This is a genomic window from Synechococcus sp. H55.8 (assembly GCF_047462375.1).
In the GTDB taxonomy this organism is placed as follows: domain Bacteria; phylum Cyanobacteriota; class Cyanobacteriia; order Thermostichales; family Thermostichaceae; genus Thermostichus.
This window is the reverse complement of record NZ_JANSJC010000010.1, coordinates 22743-36456: the sequence shown is the minus strand read 5'-3', so window position 1 is coordinate 36456 and position 13714 is coordinate 22743. Positions and strand designations below refer to the sequence as shown.

The window sequence follows — 13714 nt, the reverse complement described above, 5'->3', positions numbered from 1 at the left end:
ATGCCATCCTCGCCCACGTCCCCAGAGCTCCTCTACGAGGGCAAGGCCAAGCGGGTCTACCGCACCGCCGATCCCCAGGTTTACCTCTGCCAATACAAAGACGACGCCACGGCCTTCAACGCCCAAAAGCGGGGATCCATCGCCGGCAAAGGGGAGGTCAACTGCACCGTCTCCAGCCGGGTGTTTGCCTACCTGGCGCAGCAGGGCATCCGCAACCACTTTTTGGCCCAGACCGGCCCCCGAGAGATGCAGGTGCGCGCCCTGCGGATCCTGCCCTTGGAAGTGGTGGTGCGCAACCGCACGGCCGGCAGCCTCTGCCGGCGCCTAGGCCTGGAGCAGGGCCTGCCCATCCAGCCGCCGCTGGTGGAGTTTTACTACAAAAACGACGCCTTGGGGGATCCCTTGGTAACCCCCGACCACATCCGCCTGTTGCACCTGGCCACGCCAGAGCAAGTGGAGAAGCTGGGATCCCTGGCCTTGGCGGTCAACACTCACCTTCGCCACTTCTGGCGGCGCTGCCGGCTGGAGCTGGTGGACTTTAAGCTGGAGTTTGGCCTGGACGAGCAAGGGGAGATCTGGCTGGCGGACGAGATCAGCCCCGACACCTGCCGCCTGTGGGATCTAGAAGGGACTGAGCCGCGGGTGCTGGATAAAGACCTCTTTCGCTTTGATCTCGGCGATCCGGCAGCCGGCTACCAAGAGGTGCTGCAGCGAGTGCTCCGGGCTACCGATTCTAATCTCCCCTCTCCCTCAGGGAGAGGGGCCGGGGGTGAGGGCTGGGAGAGGGGCAGGGGGTGAGGGTGCCATGACTTCTCCCCGCTCCTCTGGCCCCGACGACCGCTTCCGCCGCCAACTGGCCGACCTGTTGGACACCTGGGTGGAGCAGGGGCTGATTCAGCCGGCGCAGCGGGATCGCCTGTGGGAGTACTACCAACTCGATAGCTTGCCGCGAACAGCCGCCAGCCGCTTTACCCTGTTGCTGCTGCTGTTGGGCGCCGTGCTGGTGGGCTTGGGGGTGATCTCCTTCGTGGCTGCCAACTGGGACGCCATTCCCCGCTCGGCCAGAGCCTTGGGATCCCTGGCCCTCACGGTGGGACTGCAGGTGGCCGGCTTGCGACTCTGGCAGCAGGGATCCCCGCGCTTGGGCAGCGCCCTATTGATTGCCGGGGAGCTGGCCCTGGGAGCCGCCATTGCTCTGATGGCCCAGTGGTTCCAAATGGGGGGATCCCTGGCGGGCTTGTTCTTGGGCTGGGGGCTGGGCAGCTTGGCCGTGGCCTACAGCTTGTTCCACACCCCCAGTGGCGTCTTGGCCTGCCTTTTGTTCGCCCTGGCGGGGGTGACTGCCGTCTGGGAAGGGGGCACTGCTCTCGACCCTCTCTACCCCTGGCTGGCCCTTGGTCTCTTGCTGCCCCTTGCCTACGGGTGCCGCTCCCGCTGGATCTTTGCCCTGGCTTTGGTGGACTTCGGCCTGGCGCTACAAAGGTTGGCAGAGCGCTGGGACAGCTCTGGAGAAGGCTTGACCCTCTGGCTGCTGCTTGGCCTTGCCGTTGTCTGGGGGCTGGGCTTTTGGCACCAACGCCATGGTTACCGGCTAAGCCGGATTTTGACCGGAGAAAATGGCCAGGATGGCGAGCAGGAGCAAGGCTTGGATCTGATCCCGACGGCGGAGGGCCTGGCTTTGCTGGGGCTGGGTTTCTTGCTCTACGTCTGGAGCTTCCGTGACCCCTGGGACTGGGATCCCGACCCCTCACCTCTGTTCCAAGCTGTGGATCCCTGGGCAAGCTTGTCGGCGGCAGGGTTGCTGCTGCTGGCCGGCTGGGGCTGGTGGCAGGGGTGGCAGGCCAAGAGATCCCAGCCCATTTCCGCCTGGCTCAAGGATGCCGTCGTTTTCCTCTCCCTGATTACCCTGGCCCTTTTGCTGGTGATCAGCAATGCTGTTTCTAGGAACTTGACCTCAAGAGTGGCCCTGGCCTTCTTGGCCCCCTGGATCCTGACCCTGCTGCTGGTGGGATTGTCGGCGATCCTCTGCTGGGAAGGGTTGCAGCAGGGGCTGCGGGGGCGCTTCTGGCAGGGGCTATTGGGGCTAACCCTGGTGGTGCTGACCCGCTTTTTCGAGTACGAGACCGGCCTCTTGGCCAAGTCGGCGGTGTTGGTGGCCTGTGGGATCGGCGTGATCTGGGTGGGGCTGAAGTTTGAGCAGCGGCTAAACCGATCCCTACCGCCGGCTCCGCGACCCTGAAAACCAGGCAGTCTAGCGGCGAGCCTGGGCAAAAATGGCCTGCAGGATTTCGTCGGCCCCCTGTTGCTTCAGCTTTTCCGCCAGGGAGATTCCCACCGCTTCCGGAGCGGCAGTGGATCCCGTTTGGGTATCGCGGATCAGCCGTCGCCCCTCTAGGTCGGCCACCATGCCGGTTAGGTGCAGCTCTTCCCCCTGGACTTGGCTGTGGACGCCGATGGGCACCTGACAGCCCCCCTCCAGCGCCCGCAAGAAAGCTCGCTCGGCCAAACAGCGGGCTGTGGCCTCCCCATCGGCCAAGGGTTGAATGAGCTCCAGGATCCGCTCGTCCCCCTGCCGGCACTCGATGCCGAGGGATCCCTGGCCAACGGCGTACAAGGACACGCTGGGATCTAGCACCTCGTGGATCCGCTGTGCTTGGCCCAGGCGCTTTAGCCCGGCCACCGCCAAGATCAGGCCGTCGTACTCCCCCCGATCCAGCTTGGCCAAGCGAGTGTTGAGGTTGCCCCGCACGTCCTTAAACTGCAGGTGGGGAAAGGCGTGGCGCAGTTGGGCCAGTCGCCGCAAAGAGGAAGTGCCGATCACCGTCCCTGCTGGTAGGGTGGCCAGGTGGTAGCCGCGCAGCTCCTCCCGCACCACCAAAGCGTCCAGAGGATCCTCCCGCCGGGTGATGGCCCCCAACACCAAGCCTTCTGGCAAGCGGGTGGGCAAATCCTTGAGGCTGTGCACCGCCAGGTCGCTGCTGCCGTTGAGCAGGCTAACCTCCAACTCCTTGGTAAATAGGCCCTTATCGCCGATTTTGGCCAGCGCCACATCCAGGATGATGTCTCCCTGGGTGGAAAGGGTGTGCAGCTCTAGGGGCAACCCCGGATGGTGGGCCTGCAACTGCTCCATGACCCAGTGGGTCTGGGCCAAGGCCAGCTCGCTTTTGCGGGAGGCGATCCGCACCGGCCGGGCAGCCCCAGCCGAGGGTTGCCAGGGAGTTGAGGCCAGTTCGCTCATGGCTGCTGCAAAATCCGAGAACACCGTCTTTCACGCTAGCCGAATCTGCGCCGCCGCAGGGCAGCGGCCTTCAAGATCCTTAACCAAAACCGCCATTTCCCCCCAGCCGAGACTTTACTGCGGGGATCCCAGCCAGTAGGATAAATAGATGGATTCTCCGGCTCGGCGGGGGAAAATTCGTTCTGTTGAGCTCCTCTTCCCCAAACCCAGAGCTTTTAGGGGAGATTTCTACAATCCCAGTTTGGTTGGTCGTCTGCCTGGATAGGTTCTATGGAAGAAAACAACGTCAGCAACGGCACTCAGCTACTGCTTAAGCGCAACATCCCCATCAAGGTGGTGGTCACCCCCCTTTGGAAAAAGGAAATGCAGGAGCAATTGGAGCGGCAGATCGAAGCCACCGATGCTCAGATGCAACAACTGGAGTTTCAGGGCAAGCGGGCCATTGCCGAACTGGAAAAACAGAGCTCTAACCCCAACAGCCCCCAAGTCCTCCAACAGGTGGAAGCGGTGAAAAGCCGCGTGAATGAGCAGAAGATCCGGCTCTTGGATCAGAAAAATCAACTGTTGCAACAGATCAACCAACTGACCACCCTGGAGCTCAACCAAGAAGTGCTGCAGGGCAACGTGGAGAGCTTCTTCCGCGTCCAAAAAGGAGACAACCTGATCCAGAAAATGCAGGTCGAGATCCTCCTGGAAGATGGGGTGATCAAGGAGATTCGCGGCAACCCCTAGGCTCCTCGCCTCTTGCCGGAGAACCGGAGCTAGGGATCCCCAACTTTTCTCGCCTGCAGAAACTCAAGAACTCTGTTTCGCCGGCACAATAGGTGACAATAAGTAACAGCCTCTTAACAGCCTTCGGAATAAAGTCCCGATAGGTTGGCGGGGGTGGTTAACATTGGCGCCCGTGGGAGGATTCCTGTGTCTGAGTTCGTCTGGTCAGAGCCGGAGCCCCTTGAGGATCTGCATCTTCCCGACTGGCTGCTGACCTCGGCCCAACGCCGCCGCCTCAAGGCTCTGCTGGTTCTGGCCATGGTGTGGGGAGTGGTCAGCCTAATGCATGTGCTGCCGACGGCTCGCTGGATCACCATGGGGTTGGCCACGTTCATGGTGATCCACATCAGTCGGTTATTTCGTCTGCAGCCGGCAGCCTCCCCGCCCCCCCTGCGACTTCCTTCTGGCGACGTGACCTGCCGGGATCCTGGATCAACGGATAAGGGCTCCGTCCCACCGAGGCAGCCGGATGCGGAGTTGAGTGGGCTGGCCCTGCCCCGCGTGGCCGTTTTGATCCCGGCCAAAAACGAAAGCGCAGTGCTCCCGCGGCTGTTGCACAGCTTGACCCAGCTCCGCTACCCCACCAGCCATCTGGAGCTGTGGGCCATCGACGACAACAGCAGCGATGCCACCCCTGACGTTCTGCGGGAAGCCCAGAAGCAGATCCCGCACCTACGGGTCTACCGGCGGCAGCCGGGGCAAGGAGGAGGCAAATCTGGTGCCCTCAACGAGGTATTGCCCCTGACCCAAGGAGAGATCATCCTGGTCTGCGATGCCGATGCTGTGGTGCCCTCCGATTTTCTTGTCCGCACTCTGCCCTTGTTTGTTCAAGTGGGAAGGACTCCATCCCGCTTGCGCAGCCGTTTCAGCAGACGGGCAGTGGGCGCCGTTCAGGTGCGCAAGGCCCTGGGCAACCCCAACGTCAACTTCTGGACGCTGGGCCAGGTGGCGGAAATGGCCTCCGATGCCTACTTGCAGCAGCAGCGGGTGGCCGTAAGAGGTATTGGCGAGCTACGCGGCAACGGCCAATTGGTGCGGCGAGATGTCTTGGAAAAGTGCGGTGGTTGGAACGAGGCCACACTCACCGATGATCTGGATCTCACCTTTAAGCTGCACCTGGCGGGCGTAGATATTGCCTTCTTGACGGAGCCGGCCATTGTTGAAGAAGGAGTCACCTCCTGGAAAAGTCTCTGGCATCAGCGCTGCCGCTGGGCGGAAGGAGGCTATCAGCGCTATCTCGACTACTGGCCGGGGATCCTCGGTCGCCGCATGGGCATGGCCAAAACGGTGGATCTCTGGGCCTTTTTTATTTCTCAGTATCTGCTGCCGATGGCCTTGGTTCCCGATACCCTCTGGGTGCTGTTGACAGGCCACTCTTCTGTGCTGCTGCCTTTGAACGCCCTGGTGATGGGCTGCCTGACGGTGGCCTTTTACCGGGGGCTGCGTCACGTGGAAGGCTTGCGCGGACGGCAGCTTTGGTGGCACACTGCCCTTGGCTTGGTCTACATGCTCCACTGGCTGCCGGTGATGATCGCCACAACCGCTCGCATGTGTGTGCAGCCCAAGCGCCTGAGGTGGGTGAAAACCGTTCATCACGGAGTCTGATCTGGGCAACTGGAGTGTTCAGGGATCCCTTGGTTCCTGCTATCCTAGTCAAGCACCTGCTCACAAGACACCCAGTACCCCTGCTCGACCATGGCTCGCCTCTACTACGACCCCGACGCCAACCTGGAGCTTCTGGCCGACAAAACCGTTGCCATCATCGGCTATGGCAGCCAAGGCCATGCCCACGCCCTCAACCTGCGCGACAGTGGTGTCAACGTCCTCGTCGGCCTCTATCCCGGCAGCCCCTCTTGGCCCAAAGCGGAGCAGGACGGGTTGACGGTCAAGACCGTAGCAGATGCTGCGGCTGCCGCCGACTGGGTGATGATCCTGCTGCCCGATGAGGTGCAAAAGGCCGTTTTCCAGAGCGAGATCCGCCCGCATTTGCAGCCGGGGAACGTGCTCCTCTTTGCCCACGGCTTCAACATCCACTTTGGGCAGATCCAGCCGCCGGCAGATGTGGATGTCATCATGGTCGCCCCCAAAGGCCCTGGACACTTGGTGCGGCGCACCTACCAAGAAGGTCAAGGGGTGCCCTGCCTGTTTGCCGTCCATCAGGATGCCTCCGGGATGGCGCGGGAGCGGGCCATGGCCTACGCCAAAGGGATCGGCGGCACGCGGGCCGGTATTTTGGAGACCAGCTTTCGGGAAGAGACGGAAACGGATCTCTTTGGGGAGCAGGTGGTGCTCTGTGGCGGCCTCACGGCTCTGATCAAGGCGGGGTTTGAGACCCTGGTGGAAGCGGGCTACCAACCGGAACTGGCCTACTTCGAGTGCCTGCACGAAGTTAAGCTAATCGTGGATCTCATCGTCGAAGGTGGCCTGGAAAAGATGCGCCACAGCATCTCCAACACGGCAGAGTACGGCGACTACACCCGTGGCCCCCGCATCATCACGGAGCAAACCCGCGCCGAAATGAAACGGATCCTCGCCGAGATCCAAAGCGGTCAATTTGCCCGCGAGTTTGTCTTGGAAAACCAGGCCGGCAAGCCAGGGTTTACGGCGATGCGCCGCCGCGAGGCGGAACACCCCCTCGAGCAGGTGGGCAAGGAGCTGCGGGCCATGTTCAGCTGGCTGAAGAAATAGGTTGGGTATCTGGAGCCGAGGGTAGGCAATCTCTGTGCTGGATCTGAAGCTGCTGCGGGATCGCCCAGAACAGGTACGCCAAGCCCTGGACAAGCGCGGGGCGACGGTCGATCTGGACGGGATCCTACAGTTGGATCGGGAGCGGCGCCAGTTGGAGACTCGCCGCGGATCCTTGCAGGCAGAAAGCAACAGCCTCGGCAAGAAAGTCGGCGAGCTCATCCGTCAGGGAGCGGATCCCCAAGGTTCCGCAGTGGCGGCTCTGCGGCAGCAGGGGGCAGATCTCAAGGCCGAGATCGCCCAACTGGAGCAGCAAGAACGGGAGCTGGAGGAGGAGATGCGCGCCCGGCTGCTCACCCTGCCCAACCTGCCCCTGCCCAGCGTGCCGGTGGGCCGAGATGAGGCCGACAACGTGGAGGTGCGCCGCTGGGGAGATGAGCTGAAACCCGCCCATCCCGTCCTTCCCCACGACGAAATTGCCGAGAACCTGGGTCTCTTGGAGATTGGCCGCGCCGTCAAGGTGGCCCAGAGTCGCTTTGTAGCCATGGTGGGGGCGGGGGCGGCTCTGGAGCGGGCCTTGATCGCCATGATGCTGGAGCGCCACCTTGCCGCCGGCTACACCGAGGTGATCCCGCCCTTGTTGGTCAACAGCGCCGCTTTGCAGGGGACGGGGCAGTTGCCCAAGTTTGCCGAGGAGAGCTTTCGCTGCGCCGACGATGACTTGTGGCTGATCCCGACGGCGGAGGTACCCCTCACCAACCTGTACCGGGATGAGGTGATCCCTGCGGAAGCCCTCCCTCTCTACTTCTGTGCTTACACCCCTTGTTTTCGCCGCGAGGCCGGCAGCTATGGTCGCGACACCAAGGGCCTGATCCGGCTGCACCAGTTTCAAAAAGTGGAGTTGGTCAAGGTCACTCGCCCAGATCAATCGGAAGCCGAACACGAAAAGCTGGTGCAAGATGCCGAGGCCATCTTGCAGATGTTGGAACTGCCCTACCGGGTGGTGGAGCTGTGTACCGGCGATCTGGGATTTTCAGCGGCCCGATGTTTTGATCTGGAGGTGTGGTTCCCCTCCCAAAATCAGTACCGCGAGATCTCCAGTTGCTCCAACTGCTGGGACTTTCAGGCGCGCCGCGCCAACCTGCGCTACAAAGAGGCCGGGCAAAAAGGCACCTACTTCGTCCACACTCTGAACGGCTCCGGCTTGGCGGTGGGGCGCTCCCTAGCTGCCCTGTTGGAAAATCACCAACAGCCGGATGGCTCGATTCGCATTCCCCAGGCGCTGCGCCCCTTTCTCAGCTCTCGCTTTCTCTCGCAAGATGGGATCCTCCAGGCTGCTCCCTCCGGTTGGCCTCACTAGCAAAGTCGGGATGGCGAGCTCAGGAGTTTCTGGCTTCCTTCTTGATGCGGTCTAGTTCTGCCTGCAATTCGGCAATTTTCTGGCGCAGACGGGCTGCTTCCGAAAGTTCGATGGCAGTGCTTGCCTCCACCTCGGCATCGCTGATGTCATCGATGTTAATCCTGCGGGGGCCGGCAGTTTGCCTTTCCTCCCCCTTGCGATTGGCATTGGCAGCAATGGCATCCATGTAGGCCCGCGCCTCTTCAGCAGTCATCGCCCCCCGCTCCACCAGTTCGTCCACCAAAGCTTGTGCCTGCTTGCGCAGCTCCAGCAGACGGCTACCCGCCTTGCCGGCCACCTTTGCGGCGTTGTCTGCCGCCACAGCGGCCAAACCCATGCCGAAGTAGAAAGCCTTCTGTGCCCAATTGGCGAGGGGATTATCTGTCTCGGACATAGCGTGGTGGGCTGCCAGGACAAAAGGAAGAAAAGCTTGACCGAGAATGACCCAGCAGAAAGAAACATGGAGAAGCAAGGGGCGACCCGGGTTGACGCGCCTGCTCTGAGCATCCCGTGGTGCTGCTATCTTCCGATCCTGACACGGTTTGGGCGTCGGAGCTGCACGGACCCAGGTCTTTGATTAGCCTAGCACTTTTCCCCTCTGCCTTGCTCGGCTTTCTTGGGTGAGGATGGATCGGTCGGCGGGGCTAGGGAGTTTCAGGCGGCTCCAGGTAAACCGGGATCCGCTCCACAGCCGCATCGCTGCGCCGCACTTCCTGTTCCTGAACTTGAGGAAGGGTTACCGGCAGGGTAACGGGCTGGGCCACAAAACAACTGGCCACCGGCAGCGCCTGCTCCAACTCGTCGAGGGGGCGCGGGATCACGGCCACCGCGTTCAGCTCGCCGATACGTTCCGCCTCGTACATACCCGCATCGATGGCAATGGCCACGTTGGCCACCGTGCCTCGAATGATGGCCGTACAGAGGCCGTCTCCAATGGTCTCGTAGGCCGCCAACTGGACATCCGCCGTTTTCAGCATCGTGTCGGCAGCCCCCACCATGGCCGGGAAGCCGCGGGTTTCCAACAGGCCCACGGCCAAGTTGCTGAGGCGGCTGTAGCCGCGGTTTTGGGCCAGTTGAGACAGCTTGCTGCTAATCGGCAGCACCGCTTCTAAGTTGGGCAGGGGGCGCGGGATCACCAAACTGGAGATCTCCTCTTGCTCGAACTGGCGGGCCAGCTCAATTCCCTCCTCAATGGCAATGCGCACGTCGGCAATTCCCCCCCGCACAATCGCCGTACAGTAGCCTCCTGAGATCTTCTCGAAGCCGATCAGGGTCACGCCTGCCGATTTGGTCATGGCGTCGGCAATGCGCACAATGACCGGAAAGCTGCGCGTCTGAATCAGGCCCAGAGAGGTTGACATCGGCCTCCTAACCACTCATGCCAGTTTAGCCGTCAGAGCCGGCCATCCCCAGAGGAAAGCACCTGCCGATAGGGATAGATCTTGCCCAAGAGGCGATCCAATTCCGAATGGCCGGGGATCCCGTTGAGCTTGCGCGTCTTGGTCTTGGGGGAGCCGGATTTTTCTTGGGTTTGCTTTTCGACGTTGGCCACCGGAGAACTGGGAGGAACCGGCTCAGGCCGCGTTGCTGGAGCCATTTCCCCTGTTGCTGGCGAGGGCTCTGCCTGGGTGGGCTTGCCGTCCTGGAGAGCGAAACCATAGGTGGGATCCCCAAGCAGGGAGCCGGGAGGGATCACCGCTTGGCTGAGCACCGAACAATTGAGCAGCGTGGTTTCCGAGCCAATGCAGGCATTTTTGCCGATGGTGCCCTGCCCGATCACCAGCACCCCCATTCCCAAGGTTGCTCCCGCCTCCACGATGAGGGATCCCCCACAGGCGTGCAGAACAGATCCCATGCCGATACAGACGCCTCGCCCAATCTGGATCCGACAGCCGGGGTTGGCCCGCAGCAGCACCCCTGCCCCAATGCCTGCCCCCGCCTCCACCTGCACCTCACCACTGACAAGATAGCGAGTTTCGTCGTTCTGGCCGGGCAAGGCGCGGAGCGTCATGGAGTCGGGCAAAGTCGAGGCCAAGGTGCTCCTCATCGCTGGGGGGTTGGGCTTGAGCCAACAGAGGTCAAGAAAAATGGAGATCCCTCAGGGAGTTTGGATGATCTGCTCCAGCACCCGCCGTTTGGCCTTGGGATCGATCCCCAGCAGGCGAACGTATTCGCCGCGATGTTCCTCCAGGCAGGCTTCCAGAGCCGCCACCACCTGGGGCACCTGGGTGGCCTCGATGGGGCTGCAGCTTTGCCAAGAAGACGTGCGAAAACGGCGCTTGTCCGCATGTTCGGTGCCGATGCGGTAGCCTTGGCTGAGCAATTGCTGCACCTGAGCCACCACTTCGCTGCTGAGGCGGGTGCCAGGGGTGGGAGAAAAAGAAGCACCGGGAGCAGCGGATCCTTGAGTTGCGGGGGCGGAAGCCGTCGCCGACCTGCCGCCAGGGGTTTGGATGATGCGCTCGTAGACCCGCCGTTTGGCCTTGGGATCGATCCCCAGCAGGCGCACATACTCTCCCCTATGTTCGGCCAGGGCAGCCGTCAGCTTGGCCAACACCTCCGGCCCGCGGGTGGCACGAATGGCCGGCCCGCTCTGCCAGGAAGAGGTTTTGAAGCGACGCTCGTCGGCATACTCGTAGCCGATGCGATAGCCCTGGGCCAGCAGCCGGTGCACCTCCTCCTGCACCTCCAGATCCAGGCCAGCACTGCCACCTGCCGCAGGAACTGTATCTGTCATCGCGCCCCCGCCTGCAGGACTGCCGCTCACCTGGCCTTGCGGGGTTTGAATCACCTTCTCCAGCACCCGCTGTTTGGCCTTGGGATCGATCCCCAGCAGGCGCACATACTCTCCCCTATGTTCGGCCAGGGCCGCCTGTACAGCGGCCAGGATCTCTTGGGCCGAGCCGCTCCAATTGCCCAAAGTCTGCCAGGAAGAGGTGCGGTAGCGGCGGACATCGGCCACCTCCAGGCCGACGCGATACCCCTGCGCCAAGAGCGTCCGGATCTCCTCCTCCAGCCCTGCGTCAGAGCGAAAGCCAGATGTACCAGAACCTGGGGCAGCAGCTGCCGAGACGCGGCCGGGGATCCCAGAGACCAGCGCCGGCCCAGCAGGGGTTTGGATGATCTGCTCCAGCACCCGCCGTTTGGCCTTGGGATCGATCCCCAGCAGGCGCACATATTCGCCTTGGTGCTCCGCCAGGATGGCCCCCAGCGATTGCACCACCTCCGCCTCGTGGGTGCTGGCAATTGGGCTGCCGCTTTGCCAGGAGGAGGTGCGGAAGCGACGCTCATCGGCATATTCCAGGCCCACGCGATAGCCTTGGGCCAACAGGGCGCGAATTTGCTCCACCACCTCCGGCTTGAGAGCCGATCCGCCGCCGTTCCGGCCATTGGCGCGATGGGAGGAATGGGTCATGGGTGCTGTCTCCGTAGCCGTTGAGTTAGAAGCGCGCGACTGCAGTTCGTTGCGAATGGGGGCGATACAGACGAGGTTTTCGCTGCACTGGTAGCCCTCCCGCAGGGCTTGGTTGATGCCGATCACGTGCTGGGCAAACTTGGCGTCGCTATCTTGGACGTCCGGCAGCCGGTCGGCCTCCGCCTGCGTGGTGATGATGGATCCAGAAGGCACATACTTGCCGGGGGGGATCTCCACATCCTGGATCAGACAATGCAACATGATGATGCAGCCATCCCCCACCCGAGCATTGAACACCGTGGAGCGGAAGCCGATAAAGCAATCGTTGCCCACGTAGGCCGGCCCGTGGATCAAAGCCATGTGGGCAATAGAGGTGTTTCTGCCGATCCAAACCGAGTAGGGCTGGCCGTCTTCTCCTATCACCCGCCCCTGTTCCAGACCGTGGATGACCACCCCATCCTGAATGTTGGATCTGGCGCCAATGTGGAAGGGGGATCCCTCGTCAGCACGAATGGAAGTTCCCGGAGCGATCAGCACCTCCGCTTCCACCCGCACATCCCCAATGAGGTTGGAAAAAGAATGCACGTAGGCGGTGGGATCGATCTGGGGCTCCGCCAGTCGGCGAGACCAAGGCGTTGGCGGTGCAGCATAGGTGTGAGCAGGCATAACCGTGAGCCTCTAGAACACAGTAGGGCGGACAAGGGCAGCAAGAGAGCTAAGGGATCCCAGCTAGCGTTGATCGCGCTTGTTGTAGAGGGAGCGACCGCCAACGCTGACGGTATCGATGATCGCCATCACCACCGCATCCAGCGGGCGGGTCTGGTTTCCCTGCGGCTGGCGAGCGGCGCTGCCTTGGCTGATCAGCACCCACTCGTCGGTGCCCGCCCCCACCGGATCGGCAGCCACTGCATAGTCGGGCTGCGGCTGACCCTCGAGATCGACATACTGCACCAACAAAAACTTCACGCCCGTCAGGCTGGGATCCTTTTGGGTGCTGGTGACGGTGCCCCGCACAATGGCGATACGCATCAGGGACGGGTGAAGGGACGGATGGCATTCACCCCTTCGCGGAACTGGGCCACATCCTCGGTGTAGCGAATGGGCAACACGTACTCGAGGTTTTCGTGAGGACGGGCGATAATGTGCCAAGACAACAACTGGCCGCCGTTTACCCGCTTCACCGAGTCAATGCCGGCAGCCACCGAAGCTTGCACCTCAGAGACATCCCCCCGCACGATCACGGTGACCCGACCGCTGCTGATTTTTTCGTAGCCCACCAGGGTAACGCGGGCTGCTTTGACCATGGCGTCGGCAGCTTCCACCACTGCCGGGAAGCCCAGGGTTTCGATCATTCCAACTGCAATAGCCATAGGTACTCCTTACGCTGAAAATGGGGTGCGAACTCTAGGGATCGGGGGCAGCTTCTGAATCCTCTTCAGAGGAACTAGGTGCGGAACTGCTCCACCGCCTCGGTGTAGCGGATGGGCAGCACAAACTCCAGGTTCTCGTGGGGCCGGGCGATGATGTGGTGGGAGAGAATCTCACCGCCACTCACCCGCTTGGCAGACTCCAAACCGGCAGCCACCGAGGCCTGCACCTCCGAGACATCCCCCCGCACGATCACGGTGACCCGACCGCTGCCGATTTTTTCATAACCCACCAGGGTAACGCGGGCTGCTTTGACCATAGCGTCGGCAGCTTCCACCACTGCCGGGAACCCGCGGGTTTCGATCATTCCAACTGCAATAGGCATATCAACTCTCCACTTTTGAACACTCAGTTCCTGAACGTTGCCGAACCCGGCAATAAGGCCAATCGATCTGCAAATTGATTTGGCTTATTGGGTTCGATCCTGCACTCTCCCTCGGACTCATCTGAGAGATCCTCTGCCCAAACCTCGATGGACAGCTTTTCCCAGAACACCTACCCCCGCCGACACAGACCTCCCCACAGGGAAGGCCCTGCCCAGCCGCCGACCTCAGACCCAATCAGACTGAAGCCAGAAAAGGTCGTAGGAGCCATCAGCGTTAACCGCAACTGTCACTCCGGCGGGCAAAGCTGCCAACTCTAAGCTAAGTCCCCATCTTTCTTGCACAAAATCGATCATACAAAATCGATGAGGACGGCCCAGAGAAGGGATCCCCCGACTTAACAAAATGATATCCCCATTTAATCCTGGACGAAAATCAATATTTTTAATTAGCGC

At 61.8% G+C, this 13714-nt stretch carries 14 protein-coding genes and 1 other RNA gene; 6 read left to right on the top strand and 9 right to left on the bottom strand.

Annotation, left to right across the window (positions count from 1 at the left end; genetic code table 11):
* On the top strand, positions 1–798 hold the full coding sequence (purC, locus tag NW862_RS06035; protein WP_414427010.1) for a phosphoribosylaminoimidazolesuccinocarboxamide synthase: 798 nt from the start codon (positions 1–3) through the stop codon (positions 796–798).
* A gap of 7 nt (positions 799–805) precedes the next feature.
* On the top strand, positions 806–2239 hold the full coding sequence (locus NW862_RS06030; RefSeq protein ID WP_414427009.1) for a DUF2157 domain-containing protein: 1434 nt from the start codon (positions 806–808) through the stop codon (positions 2237–2239).
* Positions 2240–2251: 12 nt separating this feature from the next.
* On the opposite strand, the gene hemC is transcribed toward NW862_RS06030, so the two are convergent.
* Complete coding sequence (gene hemC / locus NW862_RS06025) at positions 2252–3238, bottom strand: hydroxymethylbilane synthase (protein WP_414333202.1); 987 nt, start codon at positions 3236–3238, stop codon at positions 2252–2254.
* A gap of 270 nt (positions 3239–3508) precedes the next feature.
* Between hemC and NW862_RS06020 the strand changes: the two genes are divergently transcribed.
* The 4 genes from NW862_RS06020 to serS all read left to right on the top strand — a co-directional run bounded on the left by NW862_RS06020 (position 3509) and on the right by serS (position 8054).
* Positions 3509–3970: a YlqD family protein gene (locus NW862_RS06020; RefSeq protein WP_414333200.1), complete on the top strand. Its 462-nt coding sequence runs from the start codon at positions 3509–3511 to the stop codon at positions 3968–3970.
* A 186-nt stretch (positions 3971–4156) separates the two neighbouring features.
* Positions 4157–5614, top strand: a complete 1458-nt coding sequence (locus NW862_RS06015) for a glycosyltransferase (protein ID WP_414333198.1) — start codon at positions 4157–4159, stop codon at positions 5612–5614.
* A gap of 90 nt (positions 5615–5704) precedes the next feature.
* Positions 5705–6697 (top strand): ketol-acid reductoisomerase, encoded by a 993-nt coding sequence (gene ilvC / locus NW862_RS06010; RefSeq protein ID WP_414333196.1) that lies wholly within the window; start codon positions 5705–5707, stop codon positions 6695–6697.
* 34 nt (positions 6698–6731) lie between these two features.
* Positions 6732–8054, top strand: coding sequence for a serine--tRNA ligase (gene serS, locus NW862_RS06005; protein ID WP_414333195.1), 1323 nt, complete (start codon positions 6732–6734; stop codon positions 8052–8054).
* A 19-nt stretch (positions 8055–8073) separates the two neighbouring features.
* Here the strand turns inward: serS and NW862_RS06000 are convergent, their stop codons facing one another.
* The 8 genes from NW862_RS06000 to NW862_RS05965 all read right to left on the bottom strand — a co-directional run bounded on the left by NW862_RS06000 (position 8074) and on the right by NW862_RS05965 (position 13261).
* Positions 8074–8487, bottom strand: a complete 414-nt coding sequence (locus tag NW862_RS06000) for a hypothetical protein (RefSeq protein WP_414333194.1) — start codon at positions 8485–8487, stop codon at positions 8074–8076.
* A gap of 80 nt (positions 8488–8567) precedes the next feature.
* An RNA gene (gene ffs, locus NW862_RS05995) (signal recognition particle sRNA small type) lies at positions 8568–8665 on the bottom strand.
* A 72-nt stretch (positions 8666–8737) separates the two neighbouring features.
* On the bottom strand, positions 8738–9454 hold the full coding sequence (locus NW862_RS05990; protein WP_414333192.1) for a carbon dioxide-concentrating mechanism protein CcmK: 717 nt from the start codon (positions 9452–9454) through the stop codon (positions 8738–8740).
* 32 nt (positions 9455–9486) lie between these two features.
* Positions 9487–10128, bottom strand: coding sequence for a hypothetical protein (locus NW862_RS05985; RefSeq protein WP_414333190.1), 642 nt, complete (start codon positions 10126–10128; stop codon positions 9487–9489).
* Between the two features lie 63 nt (positions 10129–10191).
* Positions 10192–12174, bottom strand: a complete 1983-nt coding sequence (locus tag NW862_RS05980; RefSeq protein WP_414333188.1) for a ribulose bisphosphate carboxylase small subunit — start codon at positions 12172–12174, stop codon at positions 10192–10194.
* A gap of 63 nt (positions 12175–12237) precedes the next feature.
* The gene (locus NW862_RS05975; protein ID WP_414333186.1) at positions 12238–12537 is read right to left on the bottom strand and encodes a EutN/CcmL family microcompartment protein; all 300 of its coding nucleotides are present in this window, start codon (positions 12535–12537) and stop codon (positions 12238–12240) included.
* Positions 12537–12878: a carbon dioxide-concentrating mechanism protein CcmK gene (locus NW862_RS05970; protein WP_011433395.1), complete on the bottom strand. Its 342-nt coding sequence runs from the start codon at positions 12876–12878 to the stop codon at positions 12537–12539. Before NW862_RS05970 ends, NW862_RS05975 begins: the two co-directional genes overlap by 1 nt.
* Before the next feature lie 74 nt (positions 12879–12952).
* A complete protein-coding gene (locus NW862_RS05965; protein WP_011430450.1) occupies positions 12953–13261 on the bottom strand; it encodes a carbon dioxide-concentrating mechanism protein CcmK in 309 nt (102 codons plus the stop codon).
* Positions 13262–13714 lie beyond the last annotated feature (453 nt).

Excerpts from the sequence above, each read along its gene's own strand:
- purC (WP_414427010.1), top strand. The coding sequence starts at position 1 with ATGCCATCCTCGCCCACGTCCCCAGAGCTCCTCTACGAGGGCAAGGCC.
- NW862_RS06030 (WP_414427009.1), top strand. The coding sequence starts at position 806 with ATGACTTCTCCCCGCTCCTCTGGCCCCGACGACCGCTTCCGCCGCCAA.
- hemC (WP_414333202.1), bottom strand. The coding sequence starts at position 3,238 with ATGAGCGAACTGGCCTCAACTCCCTGGCAACCCTCGGCTGGGGCTGCC.
- NW862_RS06020 (WP_414333200.1), top strand. The coding sequence starts at position 3,509 with ATGGAAGAAAACAACGTCAGCAACGGCACTCAGCTACTGCTTAAGCGC.
- ilvC (WP_414333196.1), top strand. The coding sequence starts at position 5,705 with ATGGCTCGCCTCTACTACGACCCCGACGCCAACCTGGAGCTTCTGGCC.
- NW862_RS06000 (WP_414333194.1), bottom strand. The coding sequence starts at position 8,487 with ATGTCCGAGACAGATAATCCCCTCGCCAATTGGGCACAGAAGGCTTTC.
- NW862_RS05990 (WP_414333192.1), bottom strand. The coding sequence starts at position 9,454 with ATGTCAACCTCTCTGGGCCTGATTCAGACGCGCAGCTTTCCGGTCATT.
- NW862_RS05980 (WP_414333188.1), bottom strand. The coding sequence starts at position 12,174 with ATGCCTGCTCACACCTATGCTGCACCGCCAACGCCTTGGTCTCGCCGA.
- NW862_RS05975 (WP_414333186.1), bottom strand. The coding sequence starts at position 12,537 with ATGCGTATCGCCATTGTGCGGGGCACCGTCACCAGCACCCAAAAGGAT.
- NW862_RS05970 (WP_011433395.1), bottom strand. The coding sequence starts at position 12,878 with ATGGCTATTGCAGTTGGAATGATCGAAACCCTGGGCTTCCCGGCAGTG.
- NW862_RS05965 (WP_011430450.1), bottom strand. The coding sequence starts at position 13,261 with ATGCCTATTGCAGTTGGAATGATCGAAACCCGCGGGTTCCCGGCAGTG.